This window comes from Pseudomonas sp. Mb7 (genome assembly GCF_054790525.1).
In genome coordinates, this window is sequence record NZ_CP186501.1 from 6,321,619 (window position 1) to 6,338,393 (window position 16,775).

At 56.8% G+C, this 16,775-nt stretch carries 15 protein-coding genes; 10 read left to right on the plus strand and 5 right to left on the minus strand.

Features of this window, described 5'->3' with window-relative positions; genetic code table 11:
• Position 1 precedes the first annotated feature (1 nt).
• From pncB to ACOYXH_RS28550, 4 genes are all read right to left on the minus strand, one after another.
• Positions 2-1,225, minus strand: a complete 1,224-nt coding sequence (pncB, locus tag ACOYXH_RS28535; RefSeq protein WP_093430192.1) for a nicotinate phosphoribosyltransferase — start codon at positions 1,223-1,225, stop codon at positions 2-4.
• A 50-nt stretch (positions 1,226-1,275) separates the two neighbouring features.
• Positions 1,276-1,530 carry a hypothetical protein gene (locus ACOYXH_RS28540; protein ID WP_460066939.1) on the minus strand — a complete coding sequence of 85 codons (255 nt, stop codon included), beginning with the start codon at positions 1,528-1,530 and terminating at the stop codon, positions 1,276-1,278.
• Positions 1,523-1,792 (minus strand): hypothetical protein, encoded by a 270-nt coding sequence (locus ACOYXH_RS28545; RefSeq protein WP_320413829.1) that lies wholly within the window; start codon positions 1,790-1,792, stop codon positions 1,523-1,525. The genes ACOYXH_RS28540 and ACOYXH_RS28545 overlap by 8 nt, the downstream gene beginning before the upstream one ends.
• Before the next feature lie 133 nt (positions 1,793-1,925).
• The gene (locus ACOYXH_RS28550; protein ID WP_320413831.1) at positions 1,926-3,392 is read right to left on the minus strand and encodes an alanine/glycine:cation symporter family protein; all 1,467 of its coding nucleotides are present in this window, start codon (positions 3,390-3,392) and stop codon (positions 1,926-1,928) included.
• Positions 3,393-3,566: 174 nt separating this feature from the next.
• Between ACOYXH_RS28550 and ACOYXH_RS28555 the strand changes: the two genes are divergently transcribed.
• Entirely contained in the window at positions 3,567-4,388 is an 822-nt protein-coding gene (locus tag ACOYXH_RS28555) for a helix-turn-helix domain-containing protein (protein ID WP_427120769.1), read from the plus strand.
• 116 nt (positions 4,389-4,504) lie between these two features.
• Here the strand turns inward: ACOYXH_RS28555 and ACOYXH_RS28560 are convergent, their stop codons facing one another.
• Positions 4,505-5,401: a LysR family transcriptional regulator gene (locus tag ACOYXH_RS28560; RefSeq protein WP_194935489.1), complete on the minus strand. Its 897-nt coding sequence runs from the start codon at positions 5,399-5,401 to the stop codon at positions 4,505-4,507.
• 163 nt (positions 5,402-5,564) lie between these two features.
• Here ACOYXH_RS28560 and amaB point away from each other — a divergent pair, with 163 nt between their 5' ends.
• The 9 genes from amaB (at position 5,565) to ACOYXH_RS28605 (ending at position 16,744) form a co-directional block, all read left to right on the plus strand.
• Positions 5,565-7,055: an L-piperidine-6-carboxylate dehydrogenase gene (gene amaB, locus ACOYXH_RS28565; RefSeq protein ID WP_007915887.1), complete on the plus strand. Its 1,491-nt coding sequence runs from the start codon at positions 5,565-5,567 to the stop codon at positions 7,053-7,055.
• 150 nt (positions 7,056-7,205) lie between these two features.
• Entirely contained in the window at positions 7,206-8,489 is a 1,284-nt protein-coding gene (gene amaA / locus ACOYXH_RS28570; RefSeq protein ID WP_095047313.1) for an L-pipecolate oxidase, read from the plus strand.
• Positions 8,490-8,857: 368 nt separating this feature from the next.
• Complete coding sequence (locus ACOYXH_RS28575; RefSeq protein ID WP_038360427.1) at positions 8,858-9,991, plus strand: ABC transporter substrate-binding protein; 1,134 nt, start codon at positions 8,858-8,860, stop codon at positions 9,989-9,991.
• 241 nt (positions 9,992-10,232) lie between these two features.
• Positions 10,233-11,147 (plus strand): ABC transporter permease subunit, encoded by a 915-nt coding sequence (locus ACOYXH_RS28580; RefSeq protein ID WP_095047314.1) that lies wholly within the window; start codon positions 10,233-10,235, stop codon positions 11,145-11,147.
• A 3-nt stretch (positions 11,148-11,150) separates the two neighbouring features.
• Positions 11,151-12,452 (plus strand): high-affinity branched-chain amino acid ABC transporter permease LivM, encoded by a 1,302-nt coding sequence (gene livM / locus ACOYXH_RS28585; protein WP_095047315.1) that lies wholly within the window; start codon positions 11,151-11,153, stop codon positions 12,450-12,452.
• Complete coding sequence (locus tag ACOYXH_RS28590; RefSeq protein ID WP_016985385.1) at positions 12,449-13,321, plus strand: ABC transporter ATP-binding protein; 873 nt, start codon at positions 12,449-12,451, stop codon at positions 13,319-13,321. The genes livM and ACOYXH_RS28590 overlap by 4 nt, the downstream gene beginning before the upstream one ends.
• Positions 13,318-14,034 carry an ABC transporter ATP-binding protein gene (locus ACOYXH_RS28595; RefSeq protein WP_007915900.1) on the plus strand — a complete coding sequence of 239 codons (717 nt, stop codon included), beginning with the start codon at positions 13,318-13,320 and terminating at the stop codon, positions 14,032-14,034. The genes ACOYXH_RS28590 and ACOYXH_RS28595 overlap by 4 nt, the downstream gene beginning before the upstream one ends.
• Before the next feature lie 839 nt (positions 14,035-14,873).
• Positions 14,874-15,638 carry an SDR family oxidoreductase gene (locus ACOYXH_RS28600; protein WP_007915905.1) on the plus strand — a complete coding sequence of 255 codons (765 nt, stop codon included), beginning with the start codon at positions 14,874-14,876 and terminating at the stop codon, positions 15,636-15,638.
• 200 nt (positions 15,639-15,838) lie between these two features.
• Complete coding sequence (locus ACOYXH_RS28605) at positions 15,839-16,744, plus strand: cation diffusion facilitator family transporter (RefSeq protein ID WP_258709161.1); 906 nt, start codon at positions 15,839-15,841, stop codon at positions 16,742-16,744.
• The last annotated feature ends 31 nt before the right edge of the window (positions 16,745-16,775 follow it).

The window sequence follows — 16,775 nt, forward strand, 5'->3', positions numbered from 1 at the left end:
TTCACTCCTTGCTAGATAGACTGGAATCGGCAGGAACCTGGAAAACGTGCCGCAAATAGGCGACAAAATTCGGGTCTTTACAGTGGGTCTTGCCTGGCTCGTCGGAGATCTTTGCCACCGGTTGGCCGTTGCAGGCGGTCATTTTAAGCACGATGCTCATCGGTTCGACACCCGGAATGTCACAGGTGAGGTTGGTACCGATGCCGAAGCTGACGTTGATCCGCCCGTGCAGCGCACGGAAGATCTCCAGCGACTTGGGCAGGGTCAGGCTGTCGGAGAACACCAGGGTCTTGCTCATCGGATCGATGCCGAGTTTGTGATAGTGCGCGATGCATTTTTCGCCCCACGCCACAGGATCGCCGGAGTCATGGCGCAGGCCGTCAAACAGCTTGGCGAAGAACAGGTCGAAGTCGCCGAGGAACGCATCGGTGGTGATGCAATCGGTGAGCGCGATCCCGAGCAGGCCACGGTATTCGCGAACCCAGCAATCAAGCGCGGCGATCTGGCTGTCGATCAGCCGTGGACCGAGTTGCTGGTGCGCCATGATCCACTCGTGGGCCATGGTGCCCAGCGGTTTCATGTCCAGCTCGCGGGACAGGTGTACGTTGCTGGTGCCGACGAAACGCCCGGGGAAGTCGTGTTTGAGTACATTCACCACTTCAGCCTGCACGCCATACGAAAAGCGGCGGCGGGTGCCGAAATCGGCGACCTGCAGTTGCGACAACTCGTCGGCCGAGGCGTTGGCGGTCAGCCAGTCGAACTTGCGATAGAGCTGTTCGCGCGCTTGTTCCAGCACGGTTTCGCGGTAGCGATAGCGGTTGCGCACTTCGCTGACGATCGCCAGCAGCGGCACTTCGTAGAGAATCACATGCAGCCACGGCCCGCGCAGACGGATGAACAATTCGCCGTTCTCGATGCCGGTGTGCAGATACCGCAGATTAAAGCGGAACAGCCCGAGAAAGCGCAGGAAGTCCGGCTTGAGGAAACTGATGCGCTCGAGAAAGCTCAGTTGATCGGCGCTCAGGCTCAGTTCGGCCAGACGCTCGATCTGAAAACGGATCTCGGCCAGATACGGGCGCAGATCTTCGCTATTACGGCAACGAAACTCCCATTCGACTTCGACGTTGGGATAGTTGTGCAGCACCGCCTGCATCATCGTCAGCTTGTAGAAGTCGGTGTCGAGCAGGTTCTGCACGATGCGATCGGCAAACACGCTCTCGCTCATAACGGGGTCTCCAGGTGCGCCGCGCCTGTGCGCGGTCTCATTCGATGGCGCTAGTGGCGCATATCAGCGGTGGGGATTGCCAGTGCTTTTTTACTTTCAGGTGAAAGATCCGCTGAGGCCATACACCTTAGCCCGCAAAAACTGTTCATTTTCGGTTGTACCTCAAGTGCGGCGTGAATCACTTGCTCAAGACAGTCCCAGCTCTTTAAATACTCGGCGAGCAGTGAGTGTCTTGGTATTAGCTTGGTTTCAACTGCTTTAATCATGGCTGCTCTTATCATTTCGTTGGTTGCAATTTTATACATGGATGAAATTTCCTTTGAAGGAGATCTGTTCCAGCGTATCAACACCATCCTGAAGTAATACGTAAGCAGGCAGTATTAGTCGATAGAAGTCAGAGTCATTGGTGCCTTTAATAGTGACTGATGTGAAAGTCTCCAAGAGACTGGCGGCGGCGCGGATTCTGAAGCAGGCGTCTTCAAATAACTGATCAGGTGCGGCATGCGAGTCTATAAAGAAGGTGGGGATATTGGTTGCGTTTGCTTTGAGGGGGTAAAATCGTTGCATGGTGTAAAATCCTTCAGGTCGTTTTAGGCGCGACAGATCGAAGAGCCTATTGCTCTTTTAGTTTGCTAGTAAGGTTATTGATTGGCTTTCTGCAGAGCCATCGCTTGCTTTAATGACTCTGCATTTATTCTATCTATGCCGGAGTTGTCTGTTTGTCGACTTCCAGAGGTCGAGCGGGCTCGCTACGATTCGTTGTGCATGAGTGGCCAGCCAGCGGCGGCCACGCCCCAGGATCAAGGTCCAGATCAAGAAACAACTTTGAATCGAAAAGAGGTGTCTTGATCCCGGCGCGACGTTGTTCTTCATAGTCGCGCAAGATGCGCATGCATATTTTGAAAAGCAAAGCCATCGCTATTAGGTTGACGAGTGCCAGTAACGTCATGGTGATATCTGCAAAGGCCAGAACAGTGGAGAGATCTTCGATGGATCCCCAGAACACTAAAATCAACACTAGCGCACGATAGAGAATTAGCATTTTACGAGGTTCGTCAAGCATGAACCGCAAACTGTTTTCTCCTAGGTAATAGTTGTATAGCATCGCCGTGAATACAAACAACGCAAGCACCACGCTTATAAACATCCTCCCCCAGTCTCCGACAACGGCGGCTAGAGAATTTTGTGCCAGAGCAATCCCGTCACCTTCGAGGCCCTGAGTGTAGAACCCGGATAGCAAAATCATGAGTGCAGTGCATGTGCAGAGCACGAACGTATCGATGAAAACACTCAGTGCTTGTACGACTCCCTGCGCAACCGGATGACCGACCTTCGCTACTGACGCAACGTTGGGAGCACTACCCAGTCCTGCTTCGTTGGAAAATACTCCGCGTCTGACTCCCATAATGATTGCGCTGCCAACCAGACCGCCAAACGCCTGATCCAGACCGAATGCGCTTTTGATAATGGTCACCAGCACTGTCGGAACTTGATCGATCTGCAGAATCAACACGTAGCCCGTCACGCCGATGTAGGCGAGAACCTTAAGGGGAACCAAAAGGTCAGCGACTGCTGCTATGCGCTTTATCCCGCCGATGAGGACGACTCCCAGAATCAAGGAAAGTGCTAGTCCTGACCACATGGGCGGCAGACTAAACGCGTCCTTTAACGAGTGCGATACTGCATGGGACTCGAGGCCATTGATTGCAAATCCGAAGGTCACCAGCATTAATACAGCCGCTATTATCCCGAGCCAGCGTTTGCCCAGACCGTGTTGGATGTACCAACACGGGCCCCCTCGATAGAGACCGTTTTCGTCGCTGCGCTTATAGAGTTGACCGAGCATACATTCGAAGAAGCTACTCGACATGCCCAACAGAGCGGTCATCCACATCCAGAATACTGCGCCGGGCCCACCCATACTCACCGCAATACCGACCCCCACGATATTGCCGGTGCCGACACGACCGGCAAGGCTGAGTGTCAACGCCTGAAATGAACTCAATTGATGGCTGCCGGTGTGCCAACTGCCGCGTAAAACACCGAACATGTGGGGAAAGTATCTAATTTGGACAAAACTCGACCGGATTGTGAAGTAGCTTCCCAATCCAAGAACCAAAGGTATTAATACCTTGCCCGACAGAAAATCGTTGATAACGTCTAGCATTCAAAGCTCCTTGCTATTTAGAGTGCTGGCAAATTGATGGTGTGGTCAGTCCTGACGACTTTCAGGGGGCGTAATATCCAGCCATATTTCATTCGATGCAATTTCGCAAGTTGCTTAAAAGTGATGCGAGTTGCTGCTATGGTTGCGCTTTCTTTATTTATGTTGGGTCATTGTATGTGTGAGTTTCTGCCGGCGAATTTGAGGCTGCTGTGTAGTCACTACAGATCTGTCGCGGAGGTTTGTAGGAAAGTTCGTATTAATCGTGGGCAATTCAATAAGTACCTTTGTGGGAAAAGTGTTCCTACACCTTTTAATCTCAAGCGGATCTGCGATTTTTTTGGTGTGGAAGAGTTTGAGATAGGACTGCCGGCGGAGCAATTCATAGCCCTGATTAGCATTAAGAACAGTAAGAGTCCGGCTCCGGCTCCAGCTGCGGGGAAAGCGGCTGCACCACAGATAATGCATGAACATCTTCGCCAAAATTCTTCGGCGGAACTGAAAGCCCATATCGGTTATTACTACGAGTATTATCATGCAATGACTGACCCCGGCTCTATTCTGTGTTCGCTTGTGCAAGTGCGGGAGGAGGGTGATGACATCATCTATGAGCGAAACGAGCGCTTACAAATAGCCGGTGCGGGGGAGGGCTTTGAAAGGTATCAATATTTGGGTGTTGCTTATTACCTGCGGGATCGTTTGTTTTTCATCGATTATGAATCGCTTACTTCCAACGAAATAAGTCAGACTATTCTCATCCCCAGTTTTAAAAGCTGTATTACACGGCTCAATGGTTTGAAAATGGGGGTGTCTGCTGCGGACTGTCGTGCCCCCGCGTGCTCGAGGGTTGTCTGGGAGTATCTGGGGCAGGAAATCGATCGGGTAGATGCCTATCGACGTGTTCGGTTGTACAAGACTGATGATTGCGCTATCGACGATGATCTGCGCGCGCGTCTAGCTCAGGCTCAAGTTGTTGAGGGCCTATTTGTTATCGCCTGAAAAATTCCCGTATTAGCAGCTGTCGAGGGAGTCGATGTGCGATCTTTTGATGTTGGTTTTTTAAGATCAAAAGATCGCAGCCTCGTTACACTCGACAGCTCGTATAGGGTGATCGGTCAGGGATTGTCGATCTGCTCCAGCATCCATTTCACGAAATCCCGTACCTTCGGCACTTCTGCCGCATGCTCCGGGTATGCCAGGTAATAGGCATCGGTGCTGGGCATGGCATGCTCAAAAGGAATGACCAGTTTGCCGTCGGCTAATTCCTCTTCCACCAGAAATCGCGGCAACAACGCCACACCGCAGCCAACCTGCGCGGCACGGATGCACATATAAAAGGTTTCGAAACGCGGCCCGTGATAGCTGTGTTCGGTCTGGTAACCCTGACTGTCGAACCAGTCGTGCCAGGCCTGCGGGCGCGAGGCATTTTGCAACAGGACCAGATCGGTGAGTTGCGTCGGATCAGTAAACGGCTTATCAGGCAGGCTACCCGGCGCGCACACCGGCACCAACTCTTCGCCGAACAACTTCAGGCATTCAGTGCCGGGCCGTGAACCTTGGCCGAAGTAGAACGCCAGATCGCTGCGCCCTTGCAGCAGATCATCCGCTTCCTGCTCGTTGCACAAGTCCAGATGAATCGACGGATGGCGTAGCCGCCAGCCTTTCAGGCGCGGCACCAGCCAGCGCGCGCCGAAGGTCGAGGGCGTCGAGACGCGCAGGACTTCGGTCTCGCCGCCGTAGGAACGCAGGTAATGCGTCGACATCTCCACTTGTGTGAGGATTTTTCGTACTTCAACCAAGTACAAATCCCCTGCCGGGGTCATCTGCAAACGTCGACGCACGCGGCGAAACAATAAATGCTGCAACAGCTCTTCAAGCTGCGCGACCTGTTTGCTCACCGCACTCTGGGTCAGATTCAGTTCCTCAGCGGCGCGAGTGAAACTGAGGTGCCGGGTCACGGCCTCGAAACACTGCAGCGCGGTGATCGAGGGCAAGTGGCGTTTGTTCAGCATGGCCGATCCTTTTCTTGTCTTTCTGTGCGCAGCATGAATAAACGGAATGATATCTCGCGTAAAGGTCGTTTGTTGCCTTGCCATTGTGACGCTACAACTAAAGGCCTGCCCGGTCGCGAAAAAGCGTCCGCACACATTCAGTTTTTTGCTTGAGGAGTGACCCATGGTTGCCGCATTGCTTGATCGTCTTGGTGTGAACCCGGCCCTTTATCAGAACGGCAAAGTGCCGGTGCATTCGCCGATCGACGGCAGCCGCATTGCCGCCGTGAACTGGGAAGGCCCGGCCGAAGTCGAGCAGCACATCAGTCGCGCAGATCATGCGTTCGAGCAGTGGCGCAAGGTGCCGGCTCCGCGTCGTGGCGAGCTGGTGCGTCAATTCGGTGAAGTACTGCGCGAATACAAGGCTGATCTCGGCGAACTGGTTTCCTGGGAGGCGGGCAAGATCACTCAGGAAGGCTTGGGTGAAGTGCAGGAGATGATCGACATCTGCGATTTTGCCGTCGGCCTGTCCCGCCAGCTGTACGGTTTGACCATTGCCTCCGAGCGTCCGGGCCACCATATGCGTGAAACCTGGCATCCGCTGGGCGTGGTCGGGGTGATCAGCGCGTTCAACTTCCCGGTTGCGGTGTGGGCATGGAACACCACGCTGGCACTGGTTTGCGGCAACCCGGTGGTGTGGAAACCATCGGAGAAAACCCCGCTGACCGCACTGGCCTGCCAGGCATTGTTCGACCGCGTGGTGAAGAATTTTACCGATGCGCCAGCGAACCTTTGCCAAGTGATCATCGGTGGTCGCGATGCCGGCGAAGCGCTGGTCGATGACCCGCGTGTCGCACTGATCAGCGCCACCGGCAGCACGCGCATGGGCCGTGAAGTCGCGCCGAAAGTCGCCGCGCGTTTCGCCCGCAGCATTCTGGAACTGGGCGGTAACAACGCGATGATCCTCGGCCCGAGCGCCGATCTGGACATGGCGGTACGGGCGATTCTGTTCAGCGCCGTCGGTACTGCCGGGCAGCGTTGCACCACCCTGCGTCGACTGATTGCCCACGAATCTGTGAAAGAAGAAATCGTTACTCGCCTCAAAGCTGCGTACTCGAAAGTGCGCATCGGCAATCCGCTGGAAGGCAATCTGGTCGGCCCGCTGATCGACAAGCACAGCTTCGAAAACATGCAGGACGCGCTGGAGCAGGCGTTGAGCGAGGGCGGTCGTGTGTTCGGCGGCAAGCGTCAGCTTGAGGATCAATTCCCCAACGCCTACTACGTTTCGCCGGCGATCGTTGAAATGCCCGAGCAAAGTGATGTGGTTTGCAGTGAGACCTTCGCACCGATTCTTTATGTAGTCGGCTACAGCGATTTCCAGGAAGCGCTGCGCCTGAACAACGCGGTGCCACAAGGTTTGTCGTCGTGCATCTTCACCACCGATGTGCGCGAGGCCGAGCAGTTCATGTCGGCAGTCGGTAGCGACTGCGGCATCGCCAACGTCAACATCGGCCCGAGCGGTGCCGAAATTGGCGGCGCGTTTGGTGGCGAGAAAGAGACCGGTGGCGGGCGTGAGTCCGGCTCGGACGCGTGGCGCGCCTATATGCGCCGGCAGACCAACACCGTGAACTACTCGCTGGAGTTGCCGCTGGCGCAGGGCATCACATTCGACTGACAGGTGGAGATCCCTCCTTGTGGGAGCGAGCCTGCTCGCGAATACGGTGGGTCAGTCGACATTGATGTTGGCTGATACGCCCCTTTCGCGAGCAGGCTCGCTCCCACAGGATCAGCACTGTGTTTGGCAGGTTTCTGTTGGAGTCTGGCAATGCCGTTACGCGAAGAATGTCTGTGGGAAAAGCTCACGCCACAAAGGCCGGATAAAACCGCGCTCAAAGGCGAAGTCAAAGTCGATGTCTGCGTGATCGGCGCCGGGTTCACCGGGTTGTCGGCGGCGCTGCATCTGTTGGAAAAAGGCAAAAGCGTCTGCGTGCTGGAGGCTCATCGCGCGGGGCACGGTGGTTCCGGGCGTAACGTCGGACTGGTCAACGCCGGCATGTGGATCCCGCCGGACGAGATCGAAGCCGGTTTCGGCGAAGCGGTGGGCAGCCAGCTCAATCGCATGCTCGGGGGCGCACCGGCGCTGGTGTTCAGCCTTGTGGACAAGTACAACATCGATTGCCAGTTGCGCCGCGAAGGCACGTTGCACATGGCGCACAACGCCAAGGGCGAGGCGGATTTGCGCAGCCGCGAGCAACAATGGAAACGTCGCGGCGCACCGGTTGAACTGCTGACCGGCAAGGCCTGCGAGCAAGCCACCGGCACGCAAAAGATTGCCGCGGCTTTGCTCGATCGCCGCGCCGGCACGCTCAACCCGATGGCTTATGTCACCGGGCTGGCCAACGCGGTGAGCGGTCTCGGCGGGCAAATGTTTGATCATTCGCCGGTCACTCGCCTTGAGCGTCAGGGCGCGAAGTGGTCGGTGCAGACCGAACACGGTTCAGTGCTGGCCGAGCAAGTGGTCATCGCCTCCAACGCCTACACCGAGGGCGACTGGACCGAACTCAAGCGCAACTTCTTCCCCGGTTACTACTATCAGGTCGCTTCGGTGCCGCTGACCGAGGACGCCGCGCAGGAAATTCTCCCGGGCGGGCAGGGTTCATGGGATACGCGGCAGGTGCTGAGCAGCATCCGCCGTGACAAAGAAGGGCGGTTGTTGCTCGGCAGCCTGGGCAACGGCAATCAAAAACCGACCTGGTTTCTCAAGGCCTGGGCCGATCGCGTGCAGCAGCATTATTTCCCCAATCTGAAACCGGTCGAGTGGGAATGCACCTGGACCGGGCGTATAGCTTTTACGCCAGATCACCTCATGCGCCTGTTCGAGCCGGCGCCGGGGCTGGTGGCCGTCACCGGTTACAACGGCCGTGGCGTCACCACCGGCACCGTGGTCGGCAAGGCTTTCGCTGATTACCTATGTAACGGAAATCCTCAAGCCCTGCCGATTCCCTTCGCACCGATGCAGCCCCTGACCGGTGTGGGCTTGCGCAGTTGCCTGTACGAGGCCGGGTTCTCGCTGTATCACGCGGGCCAGTGCCTGCGCATTGTGATTTGAGTGTTGAAATATGTTGCCGGACGCGGCGCTTTTTCACGTAGCGACTAGCCTGTAATGGTGCGGGTTGTAGCAGTCCCGCACCAGCAGTGTGCAGTTCGGTGACGCGGGTTGTTACAGGCTGGTTGCACGTCGTTTGGCGCCGCGGTTGCAATGATGGCGCGTGCGGGTTGCGCCTGAAAAAATAAATGGTTTCACCTTCCGCGGTTTAGACGGTTGCACGCCCAATGAAAATGGGAACGAAACAGTCGAAATAACAAGAAAGCAGCGACTTTTTGAAGAATAAAAAACCGATGGCACGGCCCTTGCTCAGAGCAATCAGTGAAGTGAAGTCGCAGTGCCAACTAAAAAAAACCTTGGAGCACCACCTCATGTCCCAGACGTTTTACAAGAAAGGCTTTCTGGCCCTCGCAGTGGCTACTGCGTTGGGTGTTTCTGCGTTTGCTCAAGCTGATGTGAAAATCGGTGTAGCGGGTCCAATGACGGGCGCCAACGCGGCATTTGGCGAGCAGTACATGAAGGGTGCACAGGCAGCGGCTGACGCAGTCAACGCGGCAGGCGGCGTCAACGGGGAGAAAATCGTACTGGTCAAAGGCGATGACGCCTGCGAACCGAAGCAGGCCGTGACGGTCGCCAAGGACCTCACCAACCAGAAAGTCGCCGGCGTGGTCGGTCATTTCTGCTCCTCTTCGACCATTCCAGCGTCGGAAATCTACGACGAAGCCGGGATCATCGCGATCACCCCGGGTTCGACCAACCCACAAGTCACCGAGCGTGGCCTCAGCGCCATGTTCCGTATGTGCGGGCGTGACGACCAGCAAGGCATTGTGGCCGGCGACTACATCGTCGACGTGCTCAAGGGCAAGAAAGTCGTCGTACTGCACGACAAAGACACCTACGGCCAAGGCCTGGCGGATGCCACCAAAGCCCAACTGGTCAAGCGCGGCGTGACGCCTGTGTTGTACGAAGGCCTGACCCGTGGCGAAAAAGACTTCAGCACCATCGTTACCAAGATCCGTGGCGCTGGCGCCGACGTCGTCTACTTCGGCGGTCTGCACCCGGAAGCCGGCCCGCTGGTTCGCCAACTGCGTGAACAAGGCCTGAAAGACGTCAAGTTCATGTCCGATGACGGCATCGTGACTGACGAGCTGGTGACCACCGCCGGTGGCCCGCAATTCACCGATGGCGTGCTGATGACCTTCGGCGCCGACCCGCGTCTGTTGCCAGAGAGCAAGACCGTAGTGGACGCTTTCCGCAAGGCCGGTACCGAGCCTGAAGGCTACACCCTGTACGCCTACGCTTCGGTGCAAACCCTGGCTGCCGCGTTCAACGGCGCGAAGTCCAACAAGGGCGAAGAGGCTGCGGCCTGGCTGAAGAAAAATCCGGTGAAAACCGTGATGGGCGAAAAAACCTGGGATTCCAAGGGTGACCTGAAAGTCTCTGACTACGTGGTTTACCAGTGGGACAAGGACGGCAAATATCACCAGCTGGAAAAACAGAAGTAAGGGCTGACGCGACCCTTTGAACTCCGCAAAGCCCTGTGGGAGCGGGCTTGCCCGCGATGACGGCCTGACAGTCGACAACTGTGTTGAATGTTCTACCGCTATCGCTGGCAAGCCAGCTCCCACAAGGTCCTGTGGTGATCGAACCGTTCGCGCTCTGACATTGCTCCGACGTAAATCTGTATTTTTCCTAGAAGAACCGCACTCCACAGGTGTGCAGGTTCTCACTGCGTGAGATTGCGTTATGGATGGTATTTTCCTGCAGCAACTGGTCAACGGCCTGACCCTCGGGTCGGTCTATGGCCTGATCGCCATCGGCTACACAATGGTCTACGGCATCATCGGCATGATCAACTTCGCCCACGGCGAGGTTTACATGATTTCTGCTTACCTGGCGGCAATCAGTCTGGCTCTGCTGGCGTACTTCGGTATCGAATCTTTCCCACTGCTGATGCTCGGCACGCTGATCTTCACCATCGTCGTCACGGCGGTGTATGGCTGGGTCATCGAGCGTGTCGCTTACAAACCCCTGCGCAACTCCACCCGCCTGGCACCGTTGATCAGCGCCATCGGTATCTCGCTGATCCTGCAAAACTATGCACAGATCGCCCAGGGCGCCAAACAACAGGGCGTACCTACCCTGCTGAGCGGTGCGTGGCGTGTTGAAATCGGTACCGGCTTCGTGCAACTCACCTACACCAAAGTCTTCATTCTGGTGGCCGCATTCGTCGGCATGGGCCTGCTGACCTACGTCATCAAGTACACCAAGCTCGGACGCATGTGCCGTGCGACCCAGCAAGACCGCAAGATGGCTTCGATCCTCGGCATCAATACCGATCGGGTCATTTCCTATGTGTTCATCATCGGTGCAGCCATGGCGGCGCTGGCCGGCGTACTGATCACCATGAACTACGGCACTTTCGACTTCTATGCCGGCTTCATTATCGGCATCAAGGCGTTCACCGCTGCGGTGCTTGGCGGGATCGGTTCACTGCCTGGGGCAATGCTCGGCGGGATCATCCTCGGCATCTCCGAGTCGCTGTTCTCCGGCCTGGTCAACTCCGACTACAAAGACGTGTTCAGCTTCTCGCTGCTCGTACTTGTTCTGGTCTTCCGGCCGCAGGGCCTGTTGGGCCGTCCTCTTGTGTCGAAGGTGTAAGCGATGTCTTCAACCACTCAAAAATCCATCGATATCAAAAAAAGCCTGGTTGAGGCGATTCTTGCCGGCCTGATTGCCCTGATCGTTTTCGGTCCGATTGTCGGCGTCGTGCTCGAGGGTTACAGCTTCAACCTTGAACCGACCCGGGTGGCCTGGATCATCGGCATTGTCATGATCGGCCGCTTTGCCCTCAGCCTGTTCCTGCAAACGCCCAAGGGCCTGAAAATTCTCGACGGATTCGAGAGTACTGGCTCTGGGGTGCACGTGCTGCCTGCCGATCACAAATCCTCGCTGCGCTGGATCATCCCGCTGCTGATTGTGCTGGCCGTCATCGTGCCGTTTGTCTCCAACTCCTATCTGCTCGGCGTGGTCATCCTCGGCTTGATCTACGTGCTGCTGGGGCTGGGGCTGAACATCGTGGTCGGTCTGGCCGGTCTGCTCGACCTCGGTTACGTGGCGTTCTACGCCATCGGTGCCTACGGTCTGGCGCTGGGTTATCAGTATCTCGGTCTGGGCTTCTGGACGGTGCTACCGCTAGCGGCGATCACTGCCGGGCTGGCCGGCTGCATCCTCGGTTTCCCGGTGCTGCGCCTGCACGGCGACTACCTGGCAATCGTGACCCTGGGCTTCGGTGAAATCATTCGCCTGGTCCTCAACAACTGGTTGTCACTGACCGGCGGCCCGAACGGCATGCCGGCGCCATTGCCGACGTTCTTCGGTCTGGAGTTCGGTAAGCGGGCGAAGGATGGCGGGGTGCCGTTTCACGAGTTCTTCGGCATCGCCTACAACCCGGATGTGAAGTACTACTTCATCTACGCGGTGCTGTTCCTCGTGGTGTTGGCCGTGTTGTACATCAAGCATCGTCTGGTGAAAATGCCGGTCGGTCGCGCCTGGGAAGCCTTGCGTGAAGATGAAATCGCCTGCCGCTCGATGGGCCTCAACCACGTGCTGGTCAAGCTCTCGGCGTTCACCATCGGTGCATCGACCGCCGGTCTTGCCGGTGTGTTCTTCGCCACCTACCAAGGCTTCGTCAACCCGACCTCGTTCACCTTCTTCGAATCGGCGCTGATCCTCGCCATCGTCGTGCTCGGCGGTATGGGCTCGACCATCGGTGTGGTGATCGCCGCGTTCGTGCTGACGGTTGCTCCGGAATTGCTGCGCGGCTTCGCTGAATACCGCGTGCTGCTGTTCGGCATCCTGATGGTGTTGATGATGATCTGGCGACCACGCGGGCTGATCCGCATCAGCCGGACCGGGGTCACTCCACGCAAAGGTGCCATTCACTATGAGAGGACTGCGCCATGAGTGAAGTCGTACTCTCTGTTGAAAAACTGATGATGCATTTCGGTGGCATCAAGGCCTTGAGCGATGTCAGCCTGAAGGTCAAACGCAACTCGATCTTCGCCCTGATCGGCCCCAACGGTGCTGGCAAGACCACGGTGTTCAACTGCCTGACCGGGTTCTACAAGGCCTCGGGTGGCAAGATCGAACTCAACGTGCGCGGCCAGCAGACCAACGTCATCCAGTTGCTCGGCGAGTCGTTCAAACCGACCGACTTCGTTTCGCCGAAATCTTTCCTCAGCCGCATGTACTACAAAATGTTCGGCGGTACGCACTTGGTGAACCGGGCAGGCCTGGCGCGGACGTTCCAGAACATTCGCCTGTTCAAGGAAATGTCGGTACTGGAAAACCTGCTGGTGGCCCAGCACATGTGGGTCAACCGCAACATGCTGGCCGGCATCCTCAACACCAAGGGCTACCGCAAGGCCGAAAGTGACGCGCTGGATTGCGCGTTCTATTGGCTGGAAGTGGTCGATCTGGTGGACTGCGCGAACCGGCTCGCCGGTGAGCTTTCCTACGGCCAACAGCGTCGTCTGGAAATTGCCCGGGCCATGTGCACGCGGCCGCAGATCATCTGCCTCGACGAACCGGCCGCCGGCCTCAACCCTCAGGAAACCGAAGCGCTCAGCGCGATGATCCGGCTGCTGCGCGACGAGCACGATCTGACCGTGGTGCTGATCGAACACGACATGGGCATGGTTATGAGCATTTCCGACCACATCGTGGTGCTGGACCACGGCATCGTCATCGCCGAAGGCGGGCCTGAAGCGATCCGCAACGACCCGAAGGTGATCGCAGCCTATTTGGGCGCCGACGAAGAGGAGCTGGTATGACGCAACCGATCCTCGAACTCAAAGACCTCGACGTCTTCTATGGCCCGATCCAGGCCCTCAAAGGTGTTTCTCTGCAGATCAACGAAGGGGAAACCGTCAGCCTGATCGGCTCCAACGGTGCCGGCAAATCGACGTTGCTGATGTCGATCTTCGGCCAGCCACGGGCGGCAGGCGGGCAGATCCTTTATCAAGGCGTCGACATTACCCACAAGTCCTCGCACTACATCGCCTCCAACGGCATCGCGCAATCGCCGGAAGGGCGGCGAGTGTTCCCCGACATGACCGTCGAGGAAAACCTGCTGATGGGCACCATCCCGATTGGCGACAAGTACGCCAAAGAGGACATGCAGCGTATGTTTACGCTGTTTCCACGGCTGGAAGAGCGACGTAACCAACGGGCGATGACCATGTCTGGTGGTGAACAGCAAATGCTCGCCATTGCCCGTGCCTTGATGAGCCGACCAAAGTTGTTGCTGCTCGATGAGCCGAGCCTGGGCCTGGCGCCGATTGTGGTGAAGCAGATTTTCGCGACCCTGCGGGAATTGGCGAAAACCGGCATGACCATTTTCCTGGTTGAGCAGAACGCCAACCATGCGCTGAAGCTTTCGGACCGCGCATATGTGATGGTCAACGGCGAGATTCGCCTGACGGGCACGGGTAAAGAGTTGCTGGTGAATGAGGAAGTGCGTAACGCCTATCTGGGCGGGCACTGATTCCTCGACGTTATGCACAGCCCCGGCGACGCAAGTCCCGGGGCTTTTTCATTCCTCAAACATACCGCACGCCTGTGTAGGAGCTGCCGAAGGCTGCGATCTTTTGATGTTGTCTTTAAAGATCAGGAGATCGCAGCCTTCGGCAGCTCCTACAGGGAATTGATCAGTGATTTCAAGTGTTGCGTGGAATTGTGGAAAACAAATTCCCCAAGCTGCCAAAGCGCGACATATAGACGCTGCAAATGGCTGTTTTTCCACAGTTTTGACTTGTCCCCGGTTACTGTGGAGCTGGCTGTGAATAACGTGGGTGTATCTGGCTGGACGCCTTGTAAACCGTGGCTTGCAAGTGTGTGGTTGTTTTTTGATCAGGCGTTTTTGAGAGGGCTGAAGACGTCGTTGTCAATCTTTTTCTAGACATTGCCAATCGGCCGGTTCCAGGTGAACAAGGCTGTGGATAAGTCTGTGATTAAACTCTGGAAAGACCGCGCTGAGCGCCGTAATTACTGGCCTCGCGCAATCACTGTGCTAAACGTCCGTTCGTGCAAAATGCCATCTCCCGCACATCCGCCACTTCAGGGTCAAGCAAAAAACTTTCTATTTCGCCCGCAAAGCCTTGTGTGGCGCGGCTTTGCGCGTTTCCAGTTGCCCCCGGAAACTGTGGAAGGGACTGTGGATAACATGCGTGCACATGGCTACAGGCCACGGTCGCTATGGCGTTGGCATGTCTGGTTGTTTTTTGTACAGCTTGTGGGTGTTGCCCGTGAATGCGCGGGCGGGCATGCTGCCTGCTGATTTTCTATTCCAAGGGCTGCCCCGGCGGCCGAAGCAAGGAGAACACGATGTCCAACACCCTGTTTATCACCGGCGCGACGTCCGGATTTGGTGAAGCCTGTGCCCGCCGTTTTGCCGAGGCTGGCTGGAAACTGGTGCTGACCGGCCGTCGTGAAGAACGCCTCAATGCGTTGTGCGCCGAATTGTCGAAACAGACCGAAGTGCACGGTCTGGTGCTTGATGTGCGTGACCGCAAGGCCATGGAGGAGGCGATTGCCAATCTACCGCCGTCGTTCGCAAAGCTTCGCGGGTTGATCAACAACGCAGGTCTGGCGCTGGGCGTGGATCCGGCGCCGAAGTGCGATCTCGACGATTGGGACACCATGGTCGACACCAACGTCAAAGGCCTGATGTACGCCACCCGCTTGCTGCTGCCACGCCTGATCGCCCATGGCCGTGGCGCCGGCATCGTCAACCTTGGCTCCATTGCTGGCAACTATCCGTATCCGGGCAGCCACGTGTATGGCGCGACCAAGGCGTTCGTTAAACAGTTCTCGCTGAACCTGCGTTGCGACTTGCAAGGCACGGGCGTGCGGGTCAGTAACATTGAGCCGGGGCTGTGCGAGAGCGAGTTCTCGCTGGTGCGTTTTGCCGGCGATCAGGAGCGTTACAACGCGACCTACGCTGGTGCCGAGCCGATCCAGCCGCAGGACATTGCCGAGACGATTTTCTGGGTGATGAACGCGCCGGCGCACATCAACATCAACAGTCTGGAATTGATGCCGGTGAGCCAGACCTGGGCGGGTTTTGCCATTGAGCGTAACAAGGCCTGACACCGCGTCACGGCCAATCGCTGGCAAGCCAGCTCCCACAGGGTTATCGGTGCACACGAATCTTGTGAGCGACTCGGTACTTGTGGGAGCTGGCTTGCCAGCGATGAGGCCAGCACAGGCAATAAATCCCGATAAGGTAAACTCCTCTCGCAACAACCCAACCGCACCCCGCGGTTTTCAAGGTTTTTCGAGGAGTCAAAGTGAGTAACCGAGGTGAGCAGGCACTGCTCAAACAATCGACCATTCTGATGTTGGCTGTGGCGATTGCCGGGATCGTCACCGGTTTTGTTTCAGGTTCCCAATCCATCCTGTTTGATGGTTTTTTCTCGCTGATCGCAACCTTCATCAAAGTCCTGATGCTGATCACTGCCAAGCTGATCGCCAAGCAAAGCAACCACCGTTTCCAGTTCGGTTTCTGGCATCTGGAGCCGATGGTGCTGCTGATCGAAGGCAGTTTCCTGATGCTGATCGCGATCTACGCGTTTCTCAACGGCGTGTTCGGCATCATCAACGGTGGCCGCGACATCGAGTTAGGACTGGTGATCATTTATGCCGCGGTGTTTACCGTTGTCGAGTTCGCCTACTTCTTCTACGTTCGGCACCGTAATCGCAAGCTCAAATCCAGTCTGATCCAGTTCGACAACATCAGTTGGTTGGTGGACGCGATGCTGTCCGTGGGCCTTTTGATCAGTTTCCTCGCGGCGCTGCTGCTCAAGTCCCAAGGCTATGGGCAGTGGGCGGTGTATGTCGACCCGCTGATCCTGATCGTGCTGGCGCTGACCATGTTGCCTCCGGCGTTCAAGATCCTTGGCCCGGCCTTACGCGATGTGCTGGGGATCGCGCCGGACACGCTGGATGATCAGGTGCGACAGGTAATGGACGCGGCAAAAACCGAGCATGGTTTCGATGATTACGTCTCGTACGTGCAGAAGCACGGACGGGCACGTTTTATCGAAATTCATGTGGTGTTGCCGGCGGATTATGCGTTGAGCAATGTCGGACAGCTGGACGCGTTACGCGAAGAGATATCGGCGAAGCTGGGCAAGCCGGATGCGGCGCGCTGGTTGACCATCAGCTTTACCGGTGACAAGAAGTGGATCGCATAGCGACCTTATAACGGCCATTCGCGAACAGGCT